Consider the following 25,287-nt stretch of genomic DNA (forward strand, 5'->3'; position numbering starts at 1 on the left):
CGTAACGATCAGTGCTCAAGAGTGCACGGCGCGGGATGATCCGGGCCGTAAGGTTGGCTGCGTGTTCGAGTCAGTCTTGGTCGCCAATCGCGGCGAAATCGCTCGCAGGATCATCCGGACCCTCAACGAGATGGGGATCAGATCGATCGCCGTCCACTCCGAGGCCGACGCCGACCTGCCCTTCGTTCGTGAGGCCGTCGAGTCGGTGAACATCGGCCCGGCCAATCCGGCGCAGAGTTACCTCGACCAGGCCCAGGTCCTGGCCGCCGCCCGCGCCACCGGCGCACAGGCGATCCACCCCGGCTACGGCTTCTTCTCCGAGAACGCCGAGTTCGCCCGCGCCGTCATGGCCGCCGGGCTGACGTGGATCGGCCCCTCGCCCGAGGCCATCGTCCAGATGGGCGACAAGATCAACGCCCGCAACCTCATGGAGACCGCCGGTGTGCCGGTCGCCGCGGGCACCCGGGAACCGGTCACCACGATCGAGGAGGCCACCAAGGCCGCCGCGAAGATCGGCTACCCGGTAATGGTGAAGACCGCCGGTGGCGGCGGCGGCATCGGCATGGGAGTCGCCCACGACGAGGGCACCCTCGCCAAGGCCTTCGACCAGGCCTCGCGCGCGGCCGCCCGCTTCGGCGGCACCGCCGCGATCCTGCTCGAGCGCTACATCGAGCGCGCCCGCCATGTCGAGGTGCAGATCCTCGGCCTCAACGACGGCCGCGTGCTGGCCCTGGGCGAACGCGACTGCTCGGTGCAGCGCCGCCACCAGAAGGTCGTCGAGGAGTCGCCGTCTCCGGGCATCACACCCGAGCTGCGCGAGCGCATGCTCGCGGCAGCGGCCCGCGCGGGCGCGGCGGTCAACTACCGCGGCGCCGGCACCGTCGAGTGCCTCGTCGACGCCGACGCGCAGGACTTCGTGTTCCTCGAGATGAACACCCGCCTGCAGGTCGAGCACCCGGTGACCGAGCTCGTCACCGGCGTCGACCTGGTCGCCGCGCAGCTCCGCATCGCCGCCGGTGAGGACGTCGACATCGACGCCACCCCCCGCGGCCACGCCATCGAGTTCCGCGTGTACGCCGAAGACCCCAAGCGCTTCCTGCCCGGCCCCGGTCACGTCACCGCATGGGTCGAGCCGTCGGGCGAGGGCGTCCGCGTCGACTCCGGCTACGAGGCCGGCAACACGGTCACGCCCTTCTACGACCCGCTGATGGCCAAGCTCTGCGTCTACGGCGCCACCCGCGCCGAGGCGATCGAGCGCGGCAGGGCGGCCGTCGCGGGTTTCACGATCTCCGGGCCGAAGCACAACCTGCCGTTCTGCGCCGAACTCCTCGACCACCCCGAGTTCGTCAGCGGCGACTATGACACCGGTCTGGTGTCCCGCATGAGATCGTGATCCGGAACGACAGAGGTTTGATGGGAGACAGCGGTGGCTGAGGTACGCGCGGAGATGGTGGCGAACGTCTGGAAGGTCGTCGTCGCCGAAGGTGAGACGGTGTCCGACGGAGACACCCTGGTCATCCTGGAGTCCATGAAGATGGAGATCCCGGTCATCGCCGAAGACGACGGCGTGGTCGCCATCAAGGTCGCCGAGGGCGACGTGGTGCAGGAAGGCGACCTGATCGCCGTCATCGAGTAGCGCGCGAGAGGAACTTCTCGCGGTCGACCACGACCCGCTCGATCGCGCCGGTGGCGACGACCGAGCCGTCGAGGTGGGCCGCGGTGAAGGCGAAGACCAGGCGGCGCCCCTCGACCTCGACCAGCTCGGCCGAGATCTCGACGTGGGCGCCCAGCCCGCTCGCCGCGAGGTGCTGGAGCTCGACCCGCACGCCGACCGAGGTCTGCTCGGACGTGAGCTGCCCGCCGATCGCCTCGCAGGTCAGGCCTTCGGCGAGCGCCAGCAGTCTCGGCGTGCCCAGCACGGGCACGTCGCCGCTGCCGAGCCTCTCCGCGGTGTCACTCTTCTCCACCATGATCAACCGTTCGGCCCGCAGTCCGGGTGTGAGCGCCATGGTGGGATGCTAGTAGTTCGACCCTCCAACTGATCGAAAGGTGTGACGTGGACCTTTACTGCGACCACTGCGGGGGCCTTTCGGATGACGGCGACCACGGGGCCTGTCAGAGCGCCCGTGAGATGGAGCCGCCTCGCTACTGCGCCAAGTGCCGGCGCCGGATGACCGTCCAGGTGACGCCTACGGGCTGGTCGGCGCGCTGTTCGCAACACGGGCTCACGGCAGCCTGAACGCAACCTGAACCAAACCTGTGTTCTGACCGTTATGGTGAGGGATTCCTGGGAGATCTGGGCTTACCGGCCGATTTTGCCGGTGCCCGCTAGACTTCCGGCACGACAGGTGGTCAGTGACATAGGGGGTATCCGGGGGCATGGTTGCCCAAGGGACGACGCTGGCCGGGCGCTACCGATTGGACCAGCGCATCGGCGCTGGCGGAATGGGCGAGGTCTGGCGCGGGGAAGACACCGTCCTCGCGCGTACGGTCGCCGTCAAGGTGCTGCTCCCGGGTCGGCTCGACGACCCCGGCTTCGGAGCGCGCTTCCAGGGTGAGGCGCGCGCCATGGCGCTCATCAACCACCCCGGCGTGGTCGACGTCTACGACTACGGGGTGACCGACGTCCCGGGTGACGGTCCGACCGCCTACCTGGTGATGAAGTTCGTCGACGGCGAGCCGCTCGACCGGCTGCTGCTCCGGGTCGGGCGCATCCGCCCCGACGCGGTGATGGAGCTCATCGGGCAGGCCGCGGCGGCGATCCAGGCCGTCCACGACCGGGGCATCGTGCACCGCGACGTGAAGCCGGGCAACCTGCTCGTGCAGGCCGACGGCACCCTCGTCCTCACCGACTTCGGCATCGCCCGCTCCGACGCGGCGAGCCGGTTGACCGACGCCGGCATGGTGCTCGGCACCGCCGCCTACTGCGCGCCCGAGCAGGCCGAGGGCGAGCCGGTGACGCCGGCGGTCGACATCTACGCGCTCGGCGTGGTCGCCTACGAGTGCCTGGCCGGGCGGCGTCCCTTCGACGGCGACACGCCGGTCACGATCGCGCTCAAGCACATCCGCGAACAGCCGCCGCCGCTGCCGCCCGACATCCCGCCGCACATCCGCCACGTGGTGGAGCGCGCCCTGCTGAAGTCGCCGGCCGAGCGGTGGCCGACGGCCATGGCGATGAGCCAGGCGGCCCGGCAGGCCGCCAACCCGGGCGCGTCGCTGACCCAGCCCAACGCCGCCCAGGCGCCTTCCGGCGTGTTCCCGAAGACGGGCGACTGGTACGAGCCCCCGGCGACCGGAACCTACGCCGCCGCCGCGACGGGCAACTACCCGGCGACCGGCAGCTTCCGCACCACCGCCGTCACGCCCGAGACGACGCCTGCGGGCGGGGGCGGGCGACGCAAGCGGAACAACAAGAAGCGCGGCCTGACGATCGTCGCCATCGTGGCGGCGGTGTTCGCGTCGGTCGGCATCGGCTGGGCGGGCGTGAACATCATCGGCAACCCGGGCGAAGCGACCGAGAAGCCACCGGAGTCGCAGCACGTCGCCGCGACCGACAGCGCCTCCCCGAGCCCGAGCCCGAGCAGGACGCGCCCCAAGCCGTCGCGGACGCCGGTCACCGCCAAGCCATCGGTGAGCGAGGAGCCCTCGGAGGAGCCCTCCGAGGAACCGTCGCCGAGCCCTTCGCCGAGTCCCTCGCCCAAGCCGTCGAAGCCGACCGTGAAGCCGTCGCCGACTCCGACCAAGGAGATGCGGACCGTCCCGCTGCTCTGGAAGCTGTCGGCCGACGCGGCCGAGTCGGTGCTGCTCAAAAACGGGTTCCAGGGCTCCTTCCAGACCAAGGGCGACACCGGCCTGGGCTGCACCGAGGTCTACTCGCAGAACCCGAAGGGCTCGACGCAGGCGCCGGTCGGCTCGACGGTGACGGTCTACGTGCGGCGCATCGCCTGCCCGGCGGCCCCGCCGTCGCCGTCGCCGTCTCCCTCGGCCGCGTCGACGGGCACGGGCACCGCTCCGTAGCAACGTGGCGGTGACGGTGAACCGTCACCGCCACGTCGTCAGACGCCCGTCGTGCTGCGCGGGTAGGCGATCTCGGGGTCGGTCGCGATGTTCACCATGTAGGGCACGCCCGACTCGAACGCGCGCTTCAGCGCCGGCCCGATCTCGCTGGGCTTGGTGACGAGTTCGCCGCCCCCGCCGAGCGCGGTCACGACCTGGTCGTAGCGGCACTGGGGCTGCAGGTCGGCGGCGACGTCGTAGCCGTAGAGCATCTGCATGGGGTGTTTCTCCAGGCCCCACATGCCGTTGTTGCCGCAGATCATGACGACCGGCAGCTTGTGGCGGACCAGCGTGTCGACGTCCATCAGCGAGAAGCCGGCGGCGCCGTCGCCGAGCAGGAGCACGACCTGCGACGACGGGCGGGCCAGGCGGGCCGCGATGGAGTAGCCGAGGCCGGTGCCGAGACAGCCGTAGGGGCCGGGGTCGAGCCAGTGGCCGGGGCGCTTCGGCTCGACGTACTTGCCGGCGTAGGAGACGAAGTCGCCGCCGTCGCCGATGACCACGGCGTCGTCGGCCAGCTGCCGGTTGAGCTCGCCGTAGATGCGCATCGGGTGGATCGGGTCGCTGTCGGCGGCCAGCAGTTCGGCGTCGTCGGCGATGGCCGCCTTGGCCGCCTCGGCCAGCTTGGTCGTCCACTCGTCGCGGGGTTTCACATTCGCGGTACGGCACGCCGCCGCCAGCCCCCAGAACACCAGCGACAGGTCGCCCGCCGCCGAACCGGACAGACCGGTGTGGGTGGCCAGCTGGGAGGGCGCGTCGGCGAGGTGGACGACCCGGGCCAGCGGCGCCCCCTCCTTGCCGCCGAACCAGCCGTAGTTGAGCCGGAAGTCGAGCGGGGTGCCCGCCACGATGACCAGGTCGGCCTGCGAGAACGCGAGGCCGCGGGCGCGGGTGACCAGCAGCTCGTGGCCCGAGGGCAGGATGCCGCGGCCCTGGCCGTTGGGCACCACCGGCAGCCGGAACTCCTCGGCGAAGTCGCGCGCGGCCTCTTCGGCGCGGTCCATCCACACGTCGGAGCCGACCACCAGCATCGGCCGCTCCGCCTCGGCGATCAGCGCGGCGATGGCGGCCAGGTGGTCGGTGTCGGGCTCCAGCGGCGAGGGCGCCAGCGTCTCGGTCTCGACCGAGGGGGAGGGCGCGAACAGGTGGTCCATGTAGAAGTCGAGGAACACCGGGCCGCGATGGGGGGCGAGCGCGGTGCGGAAGGCCATCTCGACGTCCTGGCCGATCGAGTCGGCGCCGGAACCGGTGAAGGCCAGCTTGGTGATCGGGTCGAGCAGCGGCGGGTGGTCCATCTCCTGGAGCGCGCCGGAACCCCAGCGCGACTGCGGGGCCCGGCCGCCGAGGATCACGACCGGGCTGCCGTTGAAGTGGGCGGTCGCCACGCCCGACACCCCGTTGGTGATGCCGGGCCCGGCCGTGAGCACCGCCAGGCCCGGTTTGCGGGTGAGCCGCGCCGTCGCCTCGGCGGCGAAAACGGCGCTCTGCTCATGGCGTACGTCGAGGATGCGCATGTCTTCGTGGACGGCGCCGTCGTAGAGGGGGAAGACGTGGCCACCCGAGAGGGTGAACATCGTCTCGACGCCGTAGGCCTTGGAGACGCCGACAGCGACGTCGCCCGCGTGCTTGCTCATTCGTGAAACCTACCAGTCGGTTAACTAGTGGGACCTACGAGCTGCCCTGGCCGCGGGCGAACGAACCCTCCTGGTCTAAAGCGTCTGGGACAGGGCCTTGATCGGCATCTTCAGGTCGGTCAGCAGAGCCAGATCTTCGGCTGGGGGGCGGCCGAGGGTGGTCAGGTAGTTGCCCACGATGATCGCGTTGATGCCACCCATCATGCCCGCACGAGTGCCCAGGTCGCCAAGGGTCAGCTCACGTCCGCCGGCGTACCGGAGGATGGTTCGCGGTAGTGCGAGGCGGAAGGTCGCGATTGTCTTCAGCGCCTCGCTGCCCTCGACGACCGGGTAGTCGGCGAAGGGGGTGCCGGGGCGGGGGTTGAGGAAGTTGAGCGGGACCTCGTCGGGCTGGAGCTCGCCGAGCTGGGCGGCGAACTCGGCGCGCTGCTCGACCGACTCGCCCATGCCGATGAGGCCGCCGCAGCACAGTTCCATGCCGGCCTCGCGCACCATCAGGCAGGTGTCCCAGCGCTCCTCCCACGTGTGCGTGGTGACCACGTTCCCGAAGTGGGACTTACAGGTCTCCAGGTTGTGGTTGTAGCGGTGGACGCCCATCTCGGCGAGCTCGTCGACCTGGGCCTGCGTCAGCATGCCGAGCGAGCAGGCCACGTTGATGTCGACGGCCTCCTTGATGGCCTTGACGCCCTCGCGGACCTGGTCCATCAGGCGCTTGTCGGGCCCGCGCACGGCCGCGACGATGCAGAACTCGGTGGCGCCGGTCTGGGCGGTCTCGACGGCGGCCTTCACCAGCTCGTCGATGTCCAGCCACACGGAGCGCACGGGGGAGGTGAACTGGCCCGACTGCGAGCAGAAGTGGCAGTCTTCCGGGCAGCCGCCGGTCTTCAGGGAGATGATCCCCTCGACCTCGACCTCCGGGCCGCACCACTTCATCCGCACCTCGTGGGCGAGGGCGAGGAGGTCGGGCAGGCTCTCATCGGGCAGGTTCAGGCATTCGAGCGCCTGCTCCCGCGTCAAGCCCCTGCCCTCGTCGAGCACCTGCGTTCTGGCGATCTCCAGGATGGTCATCAAATCTCCCTGAGCGTGGCTGATCCCGCATCTGGGCGGGAGAGGAAACGTATCTTGGCGTCACAGGATCGAACATGTGTACGATTCTTGACGCCCCTGCGATAGATTTCAGACCGTGAAACGGGCCTTCAAGTACCGCTTCTATCCGACTCCGGAGCAGGCAGAACAGCTGTCCCGAACGTTCGGCTGCGTGCGCCTGGTCTACAACAAGGCGTTGGAGGAGCGGACACGTGCCTTCAGAACGGACGGCCGCAAGGTCTCCTACCTGCAGAGTTCCGCCGCGCTGACGGCGTGGAAGCGAACTGAAGAGCTGGGTTTCCTCAACGAGGTGTCGTGTGTGCCGCTGCAACAGGCGTTGCGGCATCTGCAGGCGGCTTTCGCGAACTTCTTCGCGAAGCGGGCGCGATATCCGGTCTTCAAGTCGCGCAAAAGGTCTCGGGCCTCGGCCGAATACACACGTTCGGCATTCCGCTGGTCTGGCGGCACGCTTACCCTGGCCAAGATGGACACCCCACTCGACATCGTGTGGTCGCGGCCGCTGCCCAACAGGGCGAAGCCGTCCACGGTCACGGTGTCGAAGGATGCGGCGGGCCGCTGGTTCGTCTCGATTCTGGTGGAGCACGAGATCGTCCCCTTGCCCTCGGTCGAGGCCGCGGTCGGCGTCGATGTCGGTATCGCCGAACTGGCGACCCTGTCGACCGGAGAGAAGATCGACAATCCGAGATGCGAACGGGCCGATCGCAGAAAACTCGCGAAGGCCCAACGGGCCCTGGCACGCAAGGGAAAGGGCAGCAACAACCGCGCCAAGGCCAGAACGGCCGTCGCCCGGATCCATGCCCGGATCGGGGATCGCAGGCGCGACCATCTTCACAAGGTCACGACACGGCTTGTTCGCGAGAACCAAGTGATCGCCGTGGAAGACCTGTCCGTTCGCAACCTGGTCAGAAATCGTTCTCTTGCCAGGGCCGTCAGCGACGCGGGCTGGCGGGAACTGCGGACCATGCTGTCGTATAAGTCCGCGTGGTACGGCCGGGAATTGCTGATCGTCGACCGCTGGTGCCCCTCCAGCAAGCGATGCTCCGAGTGCGGGGCCGTGGCCGAGTCGATGCCGCTGCGACTTCGACAGTGGTCGTGCGTCTGTGGCGCGTCCCATGACCGTGATGTCAACGCGGCCAGGAACATCCTCGCGGCCGGGCTGGTCGAGAGGTGAAACGCCTGTGGAGCCGGTGTGAGACCCCAAGGAGACTCCTCTCTGGCCGGGCGGTCGGCGATGAAGCAGGAACACTCACGGGCGACCGTGAGAACCCCCTCCCTCCGGGGAGGGGAGGATGTCAATGGGAAATCCTAAGGGCGGTCCGGAAGGCCGACGGGTCGAACGCGCCGCCCAGCGGCGCCCCCAGCGAGGCCCGCGCGACCTTGCCGAACGCCTGCCTGCGCAGCAGCCCGGCATTCTCCGGTACGGCCCCCGCCAGCGGCCTGGCCGCCAGCATCTCGAGGTCGGCGACGTTGCACCGTTCGGCCAGCCCCGGCTCCGCCGGCCACGACCCGATGACCACCCCGGCCAGGTCGAGCCCGTGGTTGGCCATCGCCTCCAGCGTCAGCGCCGTGTGGTTCAGGGTGCCCAGCCCGGCCCGCGCCACGACCAGCACCTGCGCCTTCAGCGTGTGGGCCAGGTCGGCGAGGGTGGCGCCCTCTTCGTCGAACCGTACGAGAAGACCGCCCGCGCCCTCGACCACGACGAGCCGGTGGGACTCGGCGAGTTCGGCGATCCGCGTGGCCGTCTCGGTCAGGTCGAGCGCGGGCTGCCCCGAGACCCGCGCGGCGGCGGCCGGGCTCAGCGGGTCGGGGTAGCGGGCGAACTCGAAGGTGTTCGTCGCGCCCGAGAGCCGGATCACCTCGTCGAGGTCACCCGGCTCGTCTTTCCCGACGCCGGTCTGGGCCGGTTTGACCACCGCCACGGGACCGCCCCGCTCGATCGCCAGGGCCGTGACGGCGGCCGTGACCACGGTCTTCCCGACACCGGTGTCGGTGCCGGTCACCACAAGAACGCTCATCCGGCCAAGATTACGGAGTCGGACGCCGCAGCCGCGTGACGAACTTGTAGCGGTCGCCCCGATAGAGGGACTGCGCCCACTCGACCGGGTTGCCGTCGGCGTCGAAGGCGTGCCGGGTCAGCATCAGCATCGGCAGCCCTATGTCGACGCCGAGGACCTGCGAGTCGTAGGGCGTGGCCAGGACCGTCTCGATGATCTCCTCGGCGTCGGAGAGCCGGACGCTGTAGGCGTTGTGGAGCGTCTCGTACAGCGAGGGGTGGCCCTCCAGCTCCCGCCGCAGCCGTGGGAATCGCCGCGCCGACAGGTGGGTGGTGTCGATCGACATCGGTTCGCCGTTGGCCAGGCGCAGGCGGTGGATGCGCAGCACCCGGCCGCCGGGGTTGATGGCCAGCCGCCGGCCGAGGGCCTCGTCGGCGGTGATGTAGGAGATGTCGAGGATCTTGGTGTCGGGTTCGAGGCCGACGGTCCGCAGGTCCTGGACATAGGAGGTGAGCTGGAGGACCTGGGCGACCTTGGGCTGGGCGACGAAGGTGCCCTTGCCCTGGATGCGGATCAGGCGGCCCTCGACGACGAGTTCGGTCAGCGCCTGGCGTACCGTCGTGCGTGAGGTCTCGAAGCGCACCGCGAGGGTGCGCTCGGGGGGCAGGGCACTCCCGGCGGGCAGGCTCTTGGTGAGCTCGAGCAGGCTACGTTTGACGTCGTAGTACTTCGGCACCCGGGGAGTGTCTTCGGTCACGCGGTCACCTTCGTTCCGGCCACGGCGGCGAGCGCGCGCCCGGTCACCGCGAGATCTTCGGACCCCAGATTGGCCCGAGCGGTCAACCTTAGACAAGACCGCCCGTCTGGAACCGAAGGGGGTCTGAAGCAGCCGACCTTCACACCGTGGTCCGCGCAGGTCGCGGCGGCGGCCAGGGCCCGGTGGGGATCGCCCAGCACCACCGGCACCACGGCGGCGGCCGGCTCGGTGGTCTCGAACCCGAGTTCGCGGGCGGTCGAGGCCAGTGCGAGGGCGATTTCCCGGGCTCGTTTCGGCAGGTCAGGCTCCTCTTCGAGGATGTGCAGCGCGGCGAGGGCCGCCCCGGCGCTCGCGGGGGCGAGACCGGTGTCGAAGATGAACGACCGGCCGGTGTCGACGAGGGTGTCGATCACCTCCGGCGCGCCGAGCACGGCGCCGCCCTGGGAGCCGAGCGACTTCGACAACGTGACGGTTCTCACAATGTGAGCATTCCCCGCAAGTCCGGCATTGTGAACCGCCCCGCGGCCGGATTCCCCGACGACGCCGAGGGCGTGCGCCTCATCGACGACGAGGAGCGCTCCATTCCGTACGGCCACCTCCGACAGCGCCCCCAGCGGCGCGAGGTCGCCGTCGACGGAGAACACCGCGTCGGTGACCACCACGGCGTTCTCCTCCTCGCGGCCGGCCAGCGCCTTCTCGACCGCGCCGACGTCGCCGTGGGGGGTCACCACCACGCGGGCGCGGGCGAGCCGGCACGCGTCGACGATCGAGGCGTGGTTGCCCGCGTCGGAGACGACCAGCCCGCCCCGGCCGAGCGTGGCCACGGCGGCGAGGTTGGCTAGGTAGCCGGAGGAGAACACCAGCGACCTGGGGGAGTGGCTGAAGGCCGCGAGGGCCTCCTCGAGTTCGTGGTGGAGCCGGGTGCTGCCGGTGACCAGCCGGGACCCGGTCGCGCCGGTGCCCCACTCGCGGGTCGCGGCCACGGCCGCCTCGGTCAGCCGGGGATCGCGGCAGAGCCCCAGATAGTCGTTGGAGGCCAGGTCGAGCAGCCCGTCGAAGTCGGGCGAGCGCGGCCGCAGCACCCGGGTCAGCCCGGCGGCGGCGCGGCGCTCGGCGGCCTGGCGAAGTCGATCGATCGGCCCATGCATGGAGAGATGATGCCAGGTGCCGTGTCCCGATTGGCGTTCGGCCTGTCTCACGACGCATCATGCCTAGGTGCCAACTCTCAGCGACCTGGTGGCCAAGCACACCGATCTGTCCGCCGCCGACCTCGAATGGGTGCATTCGCTGGTCTCCGACTGGCAGTTGCTCGCCGACCTGTCCTTCGCCGACCTCATCCTGTGGATCCCCGCCGAAGAGGGCTGGATCGCGGTCGCCCAGATGCGGCCGACGACCGGGCCGACGGTCTACCACGACGACGTCGTCGGCTCCTTCATCGGCCGCAACGAGCGGCCGCTGATCGAGACGGCCTGGCAGGAGCGGCGGATCTGCCGAGAGGGCGATCCCGACTGGTCGACCGGCGTGCCGGTCCGGGAGGAGACGATCCCGGTCCGCCGCGCCCTCGACGGGCCGCTCATCGGGGTCATCCAGCGTTCGACCAACCTGTCGTCGGCGCGTACGCCCTCGCGGCTGGAGCTCACCTATCTCCAGAGCGCCTCCGACCTGGCCCAGATGGTCGCCGAGGGCCGGTTCCCCTTCCACGGCGACGAGCCCATGCTGGTCCGGTCGCCCAGGGTGGGCGACGGGCTGCTGCGGCTCGATAGGGCCGGGCGGGTCACCTACGCCTCGCCCAACGCGCTGAGCGCCTACCGCCGGCTCGGGCTGCACGCCGACCTGGTCGGCTCGGAGCTCGGCAAGACCACGGCCGACCTCTGCTACCGCGACGAGCCCATCAACGAAGACCTGATGCTGGTCGCCAGCGGCAAGGTGCCGAAGGAGACCGAGGTGGAGCGTGGCGGGACGGTCGTCCAGCTCCGGGCCATCCCGCTGATCATCTCCGGCGGGCGGATCGGCGCCCTGGTACTGGTGCGCGACGTGACCGAGCTGCGGCGCCGGGAGCGCGAGCTGCTGACGAAGGACGCCACGATCCGGGAGATCCACCACCGGGTCAAGAACAACCTGCAGACGGTGGCCGCGCTGCTGCGGCTGCAGTCGCGCCGCCTGCGGGTGCCCGAGGGGCGGGCCGCGCTCGACGAGGCGGTCAGAAGGGTCGGGTCGATCGCGATCGTGCACGAGACCCTGGCGCAGATGCCCGAGGAACTGGTCGCCTTCGACGAGATCGCCGACCGGGTCATCCACATGACGGCCGAGGTGTCGGTGGCCCAGGTGGCGCTTCGGCGGGCGGGCACGTTCGGCATCCTGCCGGCGGCCGTGGCGACGCCGATCGCGATGGTGCTGACCGAGCTGCTGCAGAACGCCGTGGAGCACGGGCTCGACGGGCGGCCGGGCAACGTCGAGGTCCGGGTGGAGCGCCTTCAGGACACGCTCGAAATGGTGATCGCCGACGAGGGTCAGGGGCTGCCGTCCGGATTCGACATCGAGACCAACAGCAATCTGGGCCTGCAGATCGTGCGGACCCTCGTCGTGGGAGAGCTTTCCGGACGCCTCAACATAGCCCCGCGAGAAGGCGGCGGCACGGAAGTCGTCCTCAGCATTCCGGTGAACGTTCCCACCAACGACATTCACCGGATTTGACCCGTGCGCAACAAACGCGCAATGCGGGCAGGCTCTAATTCGGTTGTATGAATTCAGACGTTGGCACGGGCGCGGGCCCGGGCGGTGCGGCGCTTGAGAGCGCGACGCTCGTCCTCACTGAGGCCGCCCCAGACGCCGGCGTCCTGCGCCGACTCCAGAGCCCACTTCAGGCACAGTTCGCTGACCGTGCACTGACGGCAGACCTGCTTGGCCTCTTCAATCTGCATCAACGCGGGCCCGGTGTTGCCGATCGGGAAGAACAGCTCGGGGTCCACGTCACGGCAGGCAGCGCGGTGGCGCCAGTCCATGCGTTCCACTCCTTCGTAAGTGGAGCCTGGGCGGCTCCTGCACCTTTGTGAACAGTTTCACTAACTGACGCGAACGGCCGCCCGAAACTTTGAGGGACGAGATTCGCGATGACGATCGCCGGGAACCTTGGCGTGAGCTGTGGCTCTCGTAAAGGTCCTACGTTCCGACGTCGCGTTCAGCTTTTCAGCCACTCCTACAGCACACAAGAGGTTTGGGGGAAGGTTTTGCGGGTCCTAGCTGTCGGATGCGTCACACTATGACCGCTTGTAACTGTCTAGACCAGAACTTGTAACGCGTCCGGGATAGAGCGAAATGTCACCCTTTCCCGTTCTCCCAGGTAGTCGCCGTCAAGCTGCAGCGCGATGGGCCGAACCGCCTCGATCGTGAAAACACTCTCGTCATGTGCTTGAACGAGGTGTTTACCTGTCGGCAATCCCTGAGGCTCGCCGACGATCTGCCGGAGCAGGTTCGCCACGGCCGGGAGCCGCAGTTTCGTCATCGCCAGCAGGTCGAGACCGGTGTCGAATCCGGCCCACGGAGTCGGGTTGACCGGCCGGCTCCCGACGAACGTCCAGGGCGCGGTGTTCGAGACGATCGCCAGGAAGATCCCCGGTACGTCGGTCTGCCCCGGCCGGGTCAGGGTCATCGCCGGATGCCGCCGGTCGGTCATGAGGTAGTGCCGCAGGGCCGTCTGCATGTACAGCGTCGGCGAAGCCCGGTAACCGGCGCTGCGCAGGCCTTCGACGGCTCTGATGACCTCGGCGTCCCAGCCCAGGTCGGCACAGAATGTGAAGTAGCGAGACTCCACCCCTGCCCCGGTGCCGGAATCCCTAACATCCCATTCGGCCAGCCCGAGGCTGATCGTCCGCGACCGGCCCTCACGCAGCGCCTCGAGGAGCGCGCCGGTGGCCTCGACCGGATTGTTCGGCAGCCCCAGCGCCCGCGCCAGCACATTGGCGCTGCCCCCCGGAATGATGATCATCTTGGCCCGGTCGTCGACCGCCATCAGCCCGTTGGCCACCTCGTTGACCGTTCCGTCGCCGCCGAGGACGGCCACCGCGTCGAAGCCCTTCTCCTTCGCGTGGGCGGCCAGCACCGACGCGTGACCCCGATATCCGGTCTCGGCGACCTCCAGGTCGACCGCCGCCCCGAGCGCCCGCAGCAGGACGTCGAGCGTGCGTCGGTTGGTCGAGGTCGCCTTGGGGTTGACCAGCAGAAGTGCCCGCATGCCTGAAGGTTATGCGACGGGTAGTCTCACCAACTGTGCAGAACCGTCCGTTCACCCTCCTCGTCGCGGCGGTCGCCGTCGCGATCGAAGGACTGGCCGCCGTCGCGATCGGCGGCTGGGTCGCCTACGAGACCCTGCTCGGCGGGGCCGGCGACGTCATGAGCTCGCTCGTGCTGGCCGCGTTCGCCCTGGCCGTGGGCGCCGGCCTGGTCTGGGTCGCATGGGGGATCCTCCAGCTGATGCGCTGGAGCCGGGGGCCCGCCGTGGTCACCCAGATCTTCGCCGGGCTTCTCGCGATCACCCTGATCCAGGCGGGGCAGCTCGCCTGGGGCGTGCCGCTGATCGTGGCGGCCGTGGTGATTCTCGTCACTCTTCTCGCGCCGCCCTCGACCCACGCCCTCATGGGCGACGTCTAGGGCCGGAAAAGGACTCGGCCGGCGCTTGCGCGCCGGCCGAGGTCAGTCTTCCGCGGTCAGGCCTTCGCGCAGCTGCGCGAGGGTCCGGGCCAGCAGGCGGGACACGTGCATCTGCGAGATGCCCAGCTCGGTGGCGATCTGCGACTGGGTCATGTTGCCGAAGAACCGCAGGAGCAGGATGCGCTTCTCCCGAGGAGGCAGGCGCTCCAGCAGCGGCTTCAGCGACTCGCGGTATTCGACGCCCTCCAGCGACTCGTCGACGATGCCGAGCGAGTCGGAGACCGCCGGCGCGTCGTCGTCGCCCGAGTCGGGCGCGTCGAGCGAGACCGTCGAGTAGGCGTTGGCCGACTCGAGGCCCTCGAGCACCTCTTCCTCGGTCATCTGGAGATGGGCGGCCAGTTCGGCCACCGTGGGCGCCCGGCCCTCGCGCTGCGACAGCTCGCTGATCGCCTTGGTCAGCGACAGCTTCAGCTCCTGCAGGCGGCGCGGCACGCGGACCGCCCAGCCCTTGTCGCGGAAGTGTCGCTTGATCTCACCGACGATGGTCGGGGTGGCATAGGTCGAGAACTCGACGCCCCGGGCCAGGTCGAACCGGTCGATCGATTTGATCAGGCCGATCGTCGCCACCTGGGTCAGGTCGTCGAGCCACTCGCCGCGGTTGCGGAACCGGCGGGCGAGGTATTCCACCAGCGGAAGGTGCAGCTCGACGAGCTCGTCGCGGATGCGCTGGCGGCGCGGGTCGTCGGCCGGCAGCTCAGCGAGCTCCCCGAAGAGGGTGCGGGCGCGCACCCGATCCGGGACTCCGGAGTCGCTGGTGGCCATGGCACGGGTCCTTTCCGTCACGCCGGCCTCGCCGCGCCTCGCCGCTTGCGCAGCACGATCGCCATGTGATCGGGGGAGGACACGGCATCGACGTCGTCGGCGAGCGCGGTGAGCACCATCCAGGCGAAGTCATCGCGTTTGGGCTCGGCGATCCCGACGGTGGTGACCTCGACCCGGATCGACATCTCCTGTCCGGTCAGCTCGAACTCCGCGATCAGGTCGGTGCCGGGGACGGCGTGGCGCAGCAGCATGGCGCACGCCTCGTCGACGGCGATCCGCAGATCTTCCATCTCGTCGATGGTGAAGTCGAGCCGTGCCGCCAGACCTGCTGTCGCGGTCCGCAACACGGACAGATAGGCGCTGGCCGCCGGAAGCCGTACGCTCACGGCGTCGCGGATCCCGGCCAGATCCCCTGTGACATCAGTTGCGTCGGTCACGATCCTCCTTGCCCTGCCGGCCACATCTCGCGGGGCCGCATGTTTGCAACCTACCGCCACTCGACCGCGATTGCTCGGCTTGGACGCGCCGATGCCGGAAATGCGCGGACCCCGCACGGAAAGCTCCGAGTGATCGTGCGGGGTCCGGGGCGGTGAGGCCTAGGCGGCCTTCGTCTCCCAGAAGATCTTCGCGATCTCGTCGATCTTGCCCAGGAGGTCGTCGGCCTTGGCGACGTCGACGGTGCCCTTGGCGCCGGCGGCGCCGGCCAGCTTGGTGGCGTCCCAGAAGAGCTGGTGGAGCTGCGGGTGCGCCTCCAGGTGCGGGGGCTTGAAGTAGTCGGTCCACAGCACCCACAGGTGGTGCTTGACCAGCTCGGCCCGCTCCTCCTTGATCGTGAGGGCCCGCGAGCGGAACACCGGGTCGTCGTTGTCGGCGTACTTCTGCATGATCGCCTTGACCGATTCGGCCTCGATACGCGCCTGTGCGGGGTCGTAGACGCCGCAGGGCAGGTCACAATGGGCCGATGCCACGTGCTTGGCAAGCATCGGGTTTCCTTTCGTCAGAGTGGCTGCGGTTCCGACATTACTGCTCCGAGGTGGATCATGTTCACCAGCGTCCGGGTCTCCGGGGATTCCATGCTTCCGGCCCTGCGGCCCGGCGACTGCCTGGTGGTCCGCCGCACCGCGAAGATCCGTCCGGGCGATGTCGTGATCGCTCGCATACCCGGAAACCTCATCGTCAAAAGGGTGTTCCGGTGGACCGATGAGGGGTGGTGGCTGGAGAGCGACAACCAGCGCGCGCCCGGCCGCAAGGACTCGTGGGACTTCGGCGCGATTCCCCAGGACCGGATCGTCGGGAAGGTGGTCGGCCGTTACTGGCCGTCACTCGCCTTGGGGCCGCGCTTCCTGGCCCGGTAGGCGGCCACGTTGGCCCGGCTGGCGCACCGCTCGGAGCAGTAGCGCCGCGACCTGTTCGACGAGGTGTCGAGGTAGGCGTTGCGGCAGGGCGCGGCCTGGCAGATGCCCAGCCGGTCGGCGCCCAGGCCGGTGACCACGCTGGCCAGGCCCATCACCGACCCGACCGCGACGGTGTCGCCGACCCGGCCGCCCTCGGTCAGGTGCATGTGCCAGGGCTGGCCGTCGTGCCCTGCGATCTGGGGGTGGACGGGATGGCGTACCAGCAGCCCGTTCAGCCGCTGGACGACGTCCTCCTCGTTGCCCTCCGCGGCCGACTCGAACACCTCGGTCAGTTCGTCGCGCAGCTCGATGACGTGGTCGAGGTCGCGCCGGGTCGCCCGCCCGGCGGCCTCGGTCCGGCCGGTCTCCGACAGCAGGTCACGCAGCCCGTCGAGGGTCTTCAGATCGTCCCGGCGGTTGACGAGGAGGACGGCCAGCTCGGCATAAGAGGTCAAGTCCACGGGGAACCCTGTAATAGGTGACTCTGGACATTGAGTATTACACAGGGACGGAAAGTTCCAAAGAGATTGTCAGGGCATTAAAGGCCAAACGCTTGCGGTGTACGCGACCGCGAGCGGCCGTCTCAGCATGTGGCACACTAGGGCAACGGGTGACCCCCGTGCCCGAGACGGCCGTCAACGACGACGGTTCCGGTGTCTATCCATGCCGCGGGCCCTCGTCTCGTAACGGTCTGTGTTGTGTCCGTCACCAGACATCAGGGGTCAGCGTAATGACTGCTTCCCTCGAAGCCCTCGACCTCGATCCGGCCTTCGCGCTGCACCGCGGCGGAAAGCTAGAGGTCAGAGCCACCATCCCGGTCCGAAACGCCGACGATCTGTCGCTCGCCTACACGCCCGGCGTGGCCCGGGTCTGCTCGGCCATCGCCGATTCGCCCGAGCTCGCCAACGAATACACCTGGGTCTCCAACGTGGTGGCCGTCGTCACCGACGGCACCGCCGTGCTGGGGCTCGGCGACATCGGCCCCGCCGGCGCGATGCCCGTCATGGAGGGCAAGTCGCTGCTGTTCAAGGAGTTCGGCGGGGTCGACTCGGTGCCCATCTGCCTCGACTGCACCGGGGTCGACGAGATCGTCGAGACCGTCGTCCGGCTCGCGCCCTCCTTCGGAGGCATCAACCTGGAGGACATCAGCGCCCCCCGGTGCTTCGAGATCGAAGACCGGCTGCGGGAGCTGCTGTCGATCCCGGTCTTCCACGACGACCAGCACGGCACGGCGATCGTCGCCACCGCCGCGCTGACCAACGCCGCCCGGCTCATCGGCCGTCCGCTCGGCGAGCTCCGGGCCGTGGTGGCCGGGGCCGGGGCGTCCGGGGTCGCGGTGACCCGCATGCTGCTCAACGCCGGCATCGGCGACATCGCGGTCTCCGACAGCAAGGGCCTGATCTTCGAAGGCCGGGCCGGAATGAACCCCTACAAGGACGCCCTGGCCAGGGAGACCAACAAGGCCGGGCTGACCGGCTCGACCGAGGCGGCCCTCGCCGGCGCCGACGTCTTCATCGGCCTGTCGGGCGCGACCATCTCCGAGCAGGCCATCGCGTCGATGACGCAGGACGCCATCGTGTTCGCCCTGTCGAACCCGACGCCCGAGGTCCACCCGCAGGTCGCCGCCAGGCACGCCGCCGTGGTCGCGACCGGGCGGTCCGACTTCCCCAACCAGATCAACAACGTGCTCGCCTTCCCCGGGGTGTTCCGGGGGGCGCTCGACGTGCGGGCGACCACGATCACCGAGAACATGAAGATCGCCGCCGCGGCGGCGCTCGCGGGGGTCGTGGGCGACGAGGTGCGGGCCGACTACATCATCCCCTCGCCGTTCGACGACCGGGTCGCCCCGGCCGTCACCCGAGCGGTGGCCGACCAGGCCCGCAAGGACGGCGTGGCCAGGCGCTGACATCGGAGACGGCCCGGTCCCCGAAAAGGGCCGGGCCGTCTGCGGCGCGACTACTTCTTGACGATGCTGCCCGACCAGTTATTGGCCGCGGCCTTGTAGACGTCGTACGTCTCGCCGTCGAAGTAGGGCGAGGTGATCTTGTCGATGCGGTCGTTGCCGTTGGAGTCGGCGAAGGCGCTCGTCACGCCGTTGACGTAGCCGAGGCGGCGGGCGTTGCTGTACTTCAGCAGCCACGGGCCGCCGTCGGCGCCCGGCGTCATCGAGCAGGTGATCGCGATCTGCTCCTCGATCTTGAGCCCCGCGTCGGTGACCTCACGGTTCGGCTTGCCGTAGCACCACTTCGGGGTGACCCCGGTGAACGCCTTGTTGCCGTCGGGGTGCCGGGCCGCGGGGTAGCCGAAGGCGTAGACCGCGCCGGCGCCGACCTTCTGGTTGTAGGCCAGGCCCTGGCCGCCGACGTTGTCGCCGAGGCGGCCGGCGTCCTTGACGGTGAGGATCCACCACTTGCCCTTGTCACGCCACTTGAGGCCGCCGTGGGCCTTGTACTGCTTCTCGGAGACGGCCCTGGTGGCCTCGAACTTGACGCCGTTGTAGACCGTGACGAAGGCGTAGTCGCGGTCGTAGTCCTCGTAGACGTCGAAGTCGTAGTGGGTGAAGCCCTGCTTGGCGACGTACACGCCCCAGGGGGCCTTGCCCTGGTAGTAGCCGGGGACGAAGATCCACTGGTCGAGCATGTGGTCGTTGTCGTCGGTGTCGAAGACGCAGTGCCCCGCGGTGGCGACCAGGTTCTTGTACTTGGCCTGGATCGAGGTGGCCGAGCACCAGTGGGTTTTTCCGTTCTTGCGGAAGAAGACCTTGCCCAGCGTCTTGGGGATGTTGATGTTCTTCGAGGTGCCGGCCTGGCCGCCCGGACCGGTCGGGGAGACGGTGCCCGCCTTGCCGTCGGCCGACGGGCCGCCCTTGGAGGACAGCTTGGCCACCTTGGCGACCGTCTCGGCGTCGGGGCCCCACTGGGTGGCGGCCTTGAGCGCCTTGCTGTTGCTGCGGAACCAGAAGCCCGCGATGTTGTCGGCGTCTGCCACGGAGACCGTGGGTCCGTCGGCGGGCGAGGCGTTCGCCGGTAACGCCACTAGAACGGCGGATCCAGCTATGCCGGCGGTCACGAGACCCAGGCGTGCGCGCGTGTCCACGTGAGCCCTCCTTTTCCTCCCGTTGCGGATTTGATCTAGCAGGTGACTAACCGTGAGACCGAAAACAAACGGGAGGAGAAGGAATGTGACCTAAGTCACATAGTGACTTACGGCAGATTCAGGAGCGCTACTTAACTTCGGTGAGACCGAGCGTGCCGTCCTTCTTGACGATCGAGCCCGACCAGAGCGGGGCCGCGGTCTTGTAGACCGCGTAGGTCTCGCCGTCGAAGTAGGGCGAGGTGATCAGGTCGCTGCGGTTGTTGCCGTCGGTGTCGCCGCCGAGGCTGCTCACGCCGTTCAGGTAGCCCTTGCGGGCGGTGCTGCTGTACTTGATGATCCACGGGCCGCCGGAGGCGCCGCCGGTCAGCGAGCACCGCAGAGCCAGGTGCTCCTCGGCCTTCACGCTCTTCTCAGCCACGGGGTAGACCGGCTTGCCGTAGCACCACTTCATGGTCGAGCCGGTGTAGGTGTAGTCGCCGTCGGGGTGGGCGGCGGTCGGGTAGCCGAATACGAAGACGTTCTGGCCGACCTTCTGGTTGTACGCGAAGCCCAGCCCGCCGACGTTGTCGCCCAGGCGGCCGACGTCCTTCCACTTGCCCTCCGACCACGTGATGCCGTTGTAGACGGTCACGAAGGCGAAGTCGCGGTCGATGTCCTCGTAGACGCTGAAGTCGTAGTGGGTGTAGGCGGTCTTGCCGACGTACACGCCCCACGGAGTCTTGCCCTGGTAGTAGCCCGGGATGAACACCCAGTGGCCGACGACCGAGGCGTTGCTCTCCAGGTCGTAGGCGCAGTGCCCGGCGGTCGCCACGAGGTTCTTGTACGCCGACTGGATCGACGACGCCGAACACGAGTAGAGGGAGTCGCCGAGCGTGAAGAACACGCGGCCGGCGCTCTTCGGCAGGTTGACGTTCTTGGTCGTCGTCGTGGGCTTGGCCTCGTCGCCGATGGCGGGCACCACGCCCGGCTTGCCGTCGGCGGCGGGGCCGCCGGTGGAGACGTGCTTGGGGACGCGGGCGTGCTCCAGGCCGTAGGGGGCGGCGGCCTTGAGGTTCTTGCCGCCGTCGGCGGTCCAGAACTCCAGGGTGTCGGCGGCCGCGGCGGGCGTCGCCAGCTTCGCCGAGGTGCCCAGCTTGGGGGCCGCGTTCGCCGGGACCGCTAAGGAGGCGGCCACGAGGCCGGCCACGCCGACGGGAAGGAGGATGCGCTTCACAGGGGGTTCGCTCCTTGCGATGGGCGTGAGACGCCTCTTGCGTCCCATGCGCCAGAAAGGGATAACCAGAAACTTACATGACTCTGGCAACTCAGCTAAAGAACACATAAAAAAGGAAAAGCCCGGCTGGATGCCGGGCTTTTCCACTGCCGTCAAGCGGATCGACTAGGCGATCGAGCCGGTCCACAGGTTCGCGGCGGCCTTGTAGACACCGTAGGTCTCACCGTCGAAGTAGGACGAGAGCGAGGTGTCGATGCGCTTGTTGCCGTCGGAGTCGGAGACGCCGATGGTCACGCCGTTCAGGTAGCCGAGACGGCGGGTGTTCTTGTACTGCGCCAGCCACGCCGAGCCCAGCGAGCCCTGGCCGGTGAAGGACGACTTGACGCCCAGCAGCTCCTCGCCCTTGATGGCCGAGGCCTTGGCGGCGAAGGTCTTGCCGTAGCTCCACTTGAGGGTCTTGCCGCTGTAGGCGGCGTTGCCGTCCGGGTGCGAGCCGCTCGGGTAGCCGAAGACGAAGACGCTCGAGCCGACCTTCTGGTTGTACGCGAAGCCCTGGCCGCCGACGTTGTCACCGAGGCGACCGGCGTCCTTGAACTTCCACACGAAGTACTTCGTGACGTCCTTGCCGTCGACCTTCTCGGTCTTCTTCCGGGTGAGGAAGCCGCCACCGTTCTTCTGGTACGTGTTGTACTCGGCCTCGGTGATCTCGGCGGGCGCACCCTGGCCGAGCGAGATGCCGTTGTAGACGTTGACGAACGCGTAGTTGCGGTCGCCGTCCTCGTACACGTCGAAGTCGTAGTGGGTGAAGGCCTGCTTGCCGACGTACACGCCCCACGGGGTCTTGCCCTGGTAGTAACCCGGGACGAACACCCAGTAGTTCATGGTCGCCGAGTTGGTCTCGGTGTCGTAGACGCAGCTGCCGGCCGTGGCGACCAGGTTGCGGTAGGCCGACTGGACCGAGGTGGCGGTGCACCAGCGGGGGTTGACGGCCACGACGCGCCCGGTGGCCGGGTCCTTCTTGACGCCGTCGGCGAAGAACACCTTGCCCGTGGTCTTGGGCAGGTTGATGTTCTTGGACGTGCTGGTGGTCTTCTTCTCGTCACCGATGGCGGGGACGATGCCCGGCTTGGTGTCGGCGGTGGGGCCGCCGGTCGAGACGTGCTTCGCCGGGACCGTGGTCTCGACGTTGTACGGCTGCGCGTTGATCAGGTTCGCGGCGCCTTCCGTCAGCCAGAGGGCGGCGATGTTCTTGGCCGCGATGCCCGTCGTCGCCAGGGGGTCGGAGGCGACGTCACCGGCGGCGGAGGCCGGCTGGGTGACGAGAGCGGAGGCCAGCAGACCGGCCGCCACACCACCGAGGGCGAGAGTGCGCTTCATGGGGGAACTCCTCTTGGTCTGTACGTGGGCCGCCTCTTGCGTCCCATGCGTCAGTAAAGGGGCAGTCCGGAACTTACATGCCTGTTCGTCACACGCGGTAGCGAATCTGGGGCGCCCGAAACCACCCAGGTTCCCGTGACATTTCCGTGATCTGTCAGACCCGAGGTCAGAGGTGGAGTCGGGTTGTTATCAACAGGTGATGATGTGATGTAAATCACATAAGGTCGATGGCACCGATTCGGGGGCCCGTGCGTCAAAGGGAACTTCGTTGGAACGGGCAAACGAAAAGGCCCGGCCGGAGCCGGGCCTTCCGTTGGAGAACCACTACGCGATCGAACCGCTCCACAGGTTCGCGGCGGCCTTGTAGACGCCGTAGGCCTCGCCGTCGAAGTACGGCGACACCGAGGTGTCATAGCGCTTGTTGCCGTCGGTGTCCGAAACACCGATGGTCACGCCGTTCAGGTAGCCCAGACGACGGGCGCTCTTGTACTGCGCGATCCACGAGGAGCCCAGGGCGCCCTCGCCGGTGAAGGAGGACTTGACGCCCAGCAGCTCCTCGGCCTTGATGGCGGAAGCCTTGGCGGCGAAGGTCTTGCCGTAGCTCCACTTGAGGGTCTTGCCGGTGAAGGCCTGGTTCCCGTCGGGGTGCTGGCCACTCGGGTAGCCGAACACGTAGACGCTCTGGCCGACCTTCTGGTTGTAGGCGAAGCCCTGGCCACCGACGTTGTCGCCGAGGCGACCGGCGTCGATGAACTTCCAGACGTAGAACTTGCCCTTGTACTTGAAGTGGAACTTGTAGGTCTTGGCGACCGCCTCGGTCACCTCGGTCCAGGCGCCCAGGTCGGCGTCGGACTTGATGTCGGCGAAGCCGCCCGAGGGCAGCTTCAGGCCGTTGTACACGGTGACGAACGCGTAGTTGCGGTCGCCGTCCTCGTACACGTCGTAGTCGTAGTGGGTGAAGGCCTGCTTGCCGACGTAGATGCCCCACGGGGTCTTGCCCTGGTAGTAACCCGGGACGAACACCCAGTTCTCGAGGGTGGCCTTGTTGGTCTCCGTGTTGTAGACACAGCTGCCGGCGGTGGCGACCAGGTTGCGGTAGTTCGACTGCACCGAGGTGGCCGAGCACCAGTGCGGGTTCACGGCGACCCAGCGGCGCGACTTGTGGTCCCAGTCGAAGCCGTCGGAGAAGAACACCTTGCCCGTGGTCTTGGGCAGGTTGACGTTCTTCGAGGTGCTGGTGGTCTTCTTCTCGTCACCGATGGCGGGGACGACACCCGGCTTGGTGTCAGCGGTGGGGCCGCCGGTCGAGACGTGCTTGGAGACGACCTGGGTCTCCACGTCGTAGGGGGTCGCGTTGACCAGGTTGGCGGCGTTCTCCGCCAGCCACAGGGCCGCGATGTTCTTGGCCGCGATGCCGGTCGAGGCCAGCGGGGTGCTGGCGACGTCGCCGGCGGCGTTGGCCGGCTGGGTGACGAGAGCGGAGGCCAGCAGGCCGGCCGCCACGCCACCGAGGGCGAGGGTGCGCTTCATGAGGGAACTCCTTGGTCTGTACGTGGGCCGCGTCCTGCGTCCCATACGTCAGGAAAGGGATGTTCCGGAGGTTACCCCCGCGATCTTTTGCGCCTGAAGTGGCGTTTGCGCACTTCAGAGGCCCGTGATGTGGCCGTGATCTGAGTGACTCACAGTCGGGTCACGAGTCAGCGACTCCCGGACGCGGAAAGTCCACGCTCACAGGGGTGCCGGGCTTGACCGTGATGGTTAACCGATGGTTAAGAAGTCGGACATAGATCCACAAATGTGACACAAATCACACGCGATCAATGGAACCGAAACGCGTGAGGCCCGGCCGTCACCGGCCGGGCCTCAGGTCGGGCACTTAGGCGATCGAGCCGGTCCACAGGTTCGCGGCGGCCTTGTAGACGCCGTAGGTCTCGCCGTCGAAGTACGGCGACACCGAGGTGTCGAAGCGCTTGTTCTTGTCGGTGTCGGAGACGCCGATGGTCACGCCGTTCAGGTAGCCCAGACGACGGGCGCTCTTGTACTGGGAGATCCAGGCGGAGCCCAGCGAGCCCTCACCCGTGAACGACGACTTGACTCCGATCAGCTCCTCGGCCTTGATGGCCGAGGCGCCGGCGGCGAAGGTCTTGCCGTAGCTCCACTTGAGGGTCTTGCCGGTGTAGGCCTGGTTGCCGTCGAGGTGCTTCCCGCTCGGGTAGCCGAAGACATAGACGCTCTGGCCGACCTTCTGGTTGTAGGCGATGCCCTGGCCGCCGACGTTGTCGCCGAGACGGCCCGCGTCCTTGAACTTCCAGACGTAGTAGTGCTTCTTGCCGTCCTTCCACTCCGTGCCCGCGAGCAGGAGACGGCGGCTGCCCGCCCAGTAGGCCTTGTACTCGGCCTGGGTGACCTCGGTCTTGCTGACGTCGGCCGACTGCTCCGGGCCGTTCAGCGTGAGGCCGTTGTACACGGTGACGAACGCGTAGTTGCGGTCGCCGTCCTCGTAGACGTCGTAGTCGTAGTGGGTGAAGGCCTGCTTGCCGACGTACACGCCCCACGGGGTCTTGCCCTGGTAGTAGCCCGGGACGAACACCCAGTGGTTCATGGTCGCCTTGTTGGACTCGGTGTCGTAGACACAGCTGCCGGCGGTGGCGACCAGGTTGCGGTAGTTCGACTGCACCGAGGTGGCCGAGCACCAGTGCGGGTTCTTCGCGACGACCTTGAAGTCGTCCATGGTGCCCTGGATCTCGAAGCCGTCGGCGAAGAAGACCTTGCCCGTGGTCTTGGGCAGGTTGACGTTCTTCGAGGTGCTGGTGGTCTTCTTCTCGTCACCGATGGCGGGGACGACGCCCGGCTTGGTGTCGGCGGTGGGGCCGCCGGTCGAGACGTGCTTGCTGGCGACCTGGGTCTCCACGTCGTAAGGCGTGGCGTTGACCAGGTTGGCGGCGTTCTCGGTCAGCCAGAAGGCCGCGATGTTCTTGGCCTGGATGCCGGTGGCGGCGAGCGGGGTGCTGGCGACGTCGCCGGCCGCGGAGGCCGGCTGGGTGACGAGGGCGGAGGCGAGCAGGCCGGCCGCCACACCGCCGAGGGCGAGGGTGCGCTTCATGGGGGAACTCCTTGGTCTGTACGTGGGCGCGCTTGCGTCCATGCGTCAGGAAAGGGATGTTCCGGAGGTTACTGACGGGACCTTGTG

25 protein-coding genes and 1 pseudogene are annotated in these 25,287 nt (G+C 68.4%); 9 read left to right on the forward strand and 17 right to left on the reverse strand.

All coding sequences use genetic code 11. The annotated features are described in order from the left end of the window. Positions 1-61: 61 nt before the first annotated feature. Together FDA94_RS12685 and FDA94_RS12690 are read left to right on the forward strand one after the other, a co-directional pair. Positions 62-1,393 carry an acetyl-CoA carboxylase biotin carboxylase subunit gene (locus FDA94_RS12685; protein WP_137247271.1) on the forward strand — a complete coding sequence of 444 codons (1,332 nt, stop codon included), beginning with the start codon at positions 62-64 and terminating at the stop codon, positions 1,391-1,393. A 33-nt stretch (positions 1,394-1,426) separates the two neighbouring features. Further along, positions 1,427-1,636, forward strand: coding sequence for a biotin/lipoyl-binding carrier protein (locus FDA94_RS12690; RefSeq protein ID WP_137247272.1), 210 nt, complete (start codon positions 1,427-1,429; stop codon positions 1,634-1,636). Here FDA94_RS12690 and FDA94_RS12695 read toward each other — a convergent pair. Further along, complete coding sequence (locus tag FDA94_RS12695) at positions 1,626-2,009, reverse strand: thioesterase family protein (protein WP_137247273.1); 384 nt, start codon at positions 2,007-2,009, stop codon at positions 1,626-1,628. The two genes, FDA94_RS12690 and FDA94_RS12695, sit on opposite strands and share 11 nt — an antisense overlap. A gap of 47 nt (positions 2,010-2,056) precedes the next feature. On the opposite strand from FDA94_RS12695, the gene bsaP reads away from it, so the two are divergent. Continuing rightward, the gene (bsaP, locus tag FDA94_RS41665; RefSeq protein ID WP_137247274.1) at positions 2,057-2,239 is read left to right on the forward strand and encodes a biotin synthase auxiliary protein BsaP; all 183 of its coding nucleotides are present in this window, start codon (positions 2,057-2,059) and stop codon (positions 2,237-2,239) included. Between the two features lie 140 nt (positions 2,240-2,379). Further along, on the forward strand, positions 2,380-4,017 hold the full coding sequence (locus FDA94_RS12705; RefSeq protein ID WP_137247275.1) for a serine/threonine protein kinase: 1,638 nt from the start codon (positions 2,380-2,382) through the stop codon (positions 4,015-4,017). Positions 4,018-4,055: 38 nt separating this feature from the next. Here FDA94_RS12705 and FDA94_RS12715 read toward each other — a convergent pair whose 3' ends face one another. Together FDA94_RS12715 and bioB are read right to left on the reverse strand one after the other, a co-directional pair. Continuing rightward, a complete protein-coding gene (locus FDA94_RS12715) occupies positions 4,056-5,690 on the reverse strand; it encodes an acetolactate synthase (protein WP_137247276.1) in 1,635 nt (544 codons plus the stop codon). A 75-nt stretch (positions 5,691-5,765) separates the two neighbouring features. Beyond that, positions 5,766-6,758, reverse strand: coding sequence for a biotin synthase BioB (gene bioB / locus FDA94_RS12720; RefSeq protein WP_246059813.1), 993 nt, complete (start codon positions 6,756-6,758; stop codon positions 5,766-5,768). 115 nt (positions 6,759-6,873) lie between these two features. Here bioB and FDA94_RS12725 point away from each other — a divergent pair. Further along, a pseudogene (locus FDA94_RS12725) lies at positions 6,874-8,106 on the forward strand (RNA-guided endonuclease InsQ/TnpB family protein). Here the strand turns inward: FDA94_RS12725 and bioD are convergent. The 3 genes from bioD to FDA94_RS12740 are packed head-to-tail and all read right to left on the reverse strand — an operon-like array spanning position 8,090 to position 10,696. Further along, positions 8,090-8,812 (reverse strand): dethiobiotin synthase, encoded by a 723-nt coding sequence (gene bioD / locus FDA94_RS12730; RefSeq protein WP_137247279.1) that lies wholly within the window; start codon positions 8,810-8,812, stop codon positions 8,090-8,092. The pseudogene FDA94_RS12725 and the gene bioD sit on opposite strands and share 17 nt — an antisense overlap. A 10-nt stretch (positions 8,813-8,822) precedes the next feature. Then, positions 8,823-9,548: a GntR family transcriptional regulator gene (locus tag FDA94_RS12735; protein ID WP_030456446.1), complete on the reverse strand. Its 726-nt coding sequence runs from the start codon at positions 9,546-9,548 to the stop codon at positions 8,823-8,825. Next, entirely contained in the window at positions 9,545-10,696 is a 1,152-nt protein-coding gene (locus FDA94_RS12740) for an 8-amino-7-oxononanoate synthase (RefSeq protein ID WP_137247280.1), read from the reverse strand. The genes FDA94_RS12735 and FDA94_RS12740 overlap by 4 nt, the downstream gene beginning before the upstream one ends. Before the next feature lie 67 nt (positions 10,697-10,763). Here FDA94_RS12740 and FDA94_RS12745 point away from each other — a divergent pair, with 67 nt between their 5' ends. Further along, on the forward strand, positions 10,764-12,242 hold the full coding sequence (locus FDA94_RS12745) for a histidine kinase N-terminal domain-containing protein (RefSeq protein ID WP_137247281.1): 1,479 nt from the start codon (positions 10,764-10,766) through the stop codon (positions 12,240-12,242). 53 nt (positions 12,243-12,295) lie between these two features. On the opposite strand, the gene FDA94_RS12750 is transcribed toward FDA94_RS12745, so the two are convergent. Then, positions 12,296-12,550 carry a WhiB family transcriptional regulator gene (locus FDA94_RS12750; RefSeq protein ID WP_030456449.1) on the reverse strand — a complete coding sequence of 85 codons (255 nt, stop codon included), beginning with the start codon at positions 12,548-12,550 and terminating at the stop codon, positions 12,296-12,298. Positions 12,551-12,825: 275 nt separating this feature from the next. Continuing rightward, a complete protein-coding gene (locus FDA94_RS12755; RefSeq protein WP_137247282.1) occupies positions 12,826-13,779 on the reverse strand; it encodes a diacylglycerol/lipid kinase family protein in 954 nt (317 codons plus the stop codon). Between the two features lie 35 nt (positions 13,780-13,814). On the opposite strand from FDA94_RS12755, the gene FDA94_RS12760 reads away from it, so the two are divergent. Further along, complete coding sequence (locus FDA94_RS12760; protein WP_246059814.1) at positions 13,815-14,195, forward strand: hypothetical protein; 381 nt, start codon at positions 13,815-13,817, stop codon at positions 14,193-14,195. Between the two features lie 42 nt (positions 14,196-14,237). On the opposite strand, the gene FDA94_RS12765 is transcribed toward FDA94_RS12760, so the two are convergent. The 3 genes from FDA94_RS12765 to sodN all read right to left on the reverse strand — a co-directional run bounded on the left by FDA94_RS12765 (position 14,238) and on the right by sodN (position 16,000). Further along, complete coding sequence (locus FDA94_RS12765; protein ID WP_030456452.1) at positions 14,238-15,017, reverse strand: RNA polymerase sigma factor SigF; 780 nt, start codon at positions 15,015-15,017, stop codon at positions 14,238-14,240. A 17-nt stretch (positions 15,018-15,034) separates the two neighbouring features. Further along, complete coding sequence (locus FDA94_RS12770; RefSeq protein ID WP_030456453.1) at positions 15,035-15,454, reverse strand: ATP-binding protein; 420 nt, start codon at positions 15,452-15,454, stop codon at positions 15,035-15,037. Between the two features lie 159 nt (positions 15,455-15,613). After that, positions 15,614-16,000 (reverse strand): superoxide dismutase, Ni, encoded by a 387-nt coding sequence (sodN, locus tag FDA94_RS12775; protein WP_030456454.1) that lies wholly within the window; start codon positions 15,998-16,000, stop codon positions 15,614-15,616. Between the two features lie 57 nt (positions 16,001-16,057). Between sodN and FDA94_RS12780 the strand changes: the two genes are divergently transcribed. Then, positions 16,058-16,372, forward strand: coding sequence for a S24 family peptidase (locus FDA94_RS12780; RefSeq protein WP_137247284.1), 315 nt, complete (start codon positions 16,058-16,060; stop codon positions 16,370-16,372). Here the strand turns inward: FDA94_RS12780 and FDA94_RS12785 are convergent. Further along, positions 16,327-16,872: a CGNR zinc finger domain-containing protein gene (locus FDA94_RS12785; RefSeq protein ID WP_137247285.1), complete on the reverse strand. Its 546-nt coding sequence runs from the start codon at positions 16,870-16,872 to the stop codon at positions 16,327-16,329. The two genes, FDA94_RS12780 and FDA94_RS12785, sit on opposite strands and share 46 nt — an antisense overlap. A 269-nt stretch (positions 16,873-17,141) precedes the next feature. On the opposite strand from FDA94_RS12785, the gene FDA94_RS12790 reads away from it, so the two are divergent. Then, on the forward strand, positions 17,142-18,317 hold the full coding sequence (locus tag FDA94_RS12790) for an NAD(P)-dependent malic enzyme (protein WP_137247286.1): 1,176 nt from the start codon (positions 17,142-17,144) through the stop codon (positions 18,315-18,317). A 50-nt stretch (positions 18,318-18,367) separates the two neighbouring features. On the opposite strand, the gene FDA94_RS12795 is transcribed toward FDA94_RS12790, so the two are convergent. The 5 genes from FDA94_RS12795 to FDA94_RS12815 form a co-directional block, all read right to left on the reverse strand. Then, on the reverse strand, positions 18,368-19,399 hold the full coding sequence (locus FDA94_RS12795; RefSeq protein WP_246059816.1) for a trypsin-like serine peptidase: 1,032 nt from the start codon (positions 19,397-19,399) through the stop codon (positions 18,368-18,370). A gap of 235 nt (positions 19,400-19,634) precedes the next feature. Continuing rightward, complete coding sequence (locus FDA94_RS12800) at positions 19,635-20,720, reverse strand: trypsin-like serine peptidase (protein ID WP_137247288.1); 1,086 nt, start codon at positions 20,718-20,720, stop codon at positions 19,635-19,637. Between the two features lie 165 nt (positions 20,721-20,885). Continuing rightward, complete coding sequence (locus tag FDA94_RS12805) at positions 20,886-22,097, reverse strand: trypsin-like serine peptidase (protein WP_170990907.1); 1,212 nt, start codon at positions 22,095-22,097, stop codon at positions 20,886-20,888. 324 nt (positions 22,098-22,421) lie between these two features. Next, the gene (locus FDA94_RS12810; RefSeq protein WP_137247290.1) at positions 22,422-23,627 is read right to left on the reverse strand and encodes a trypsin-like serine peptidase; all 1,206 of its coding nucleotides are present in this window, start codon (positions 23,625-23,627) and stop codon (positions 22,422-22,424) included. A gap of 346 nt (positions 23,628-23,973) precedes the next feature. Beyond that, on the reverse strand, positions 23,974-25,200 hold the full coding sequence (locus FDA94_RS12815; protein ID WP_137247291.1) for a trypsin-like serine peptidase: 1,227 nt from the start codon (positions 25,198-25,200) through the stop codon (positions 23,974-23,976). Positions 25,201-25,287: the final 87 nt, after the last annotated feature.

The organism is Herbidospora galbida, from assembly GCF_005233835.1.
Lineage (GTDB): Bacteria > Actinomycetota > Actinomycetes > Streptosporangiales > Streptosporangiaceae > Herbidospora > Herbidospora galbida.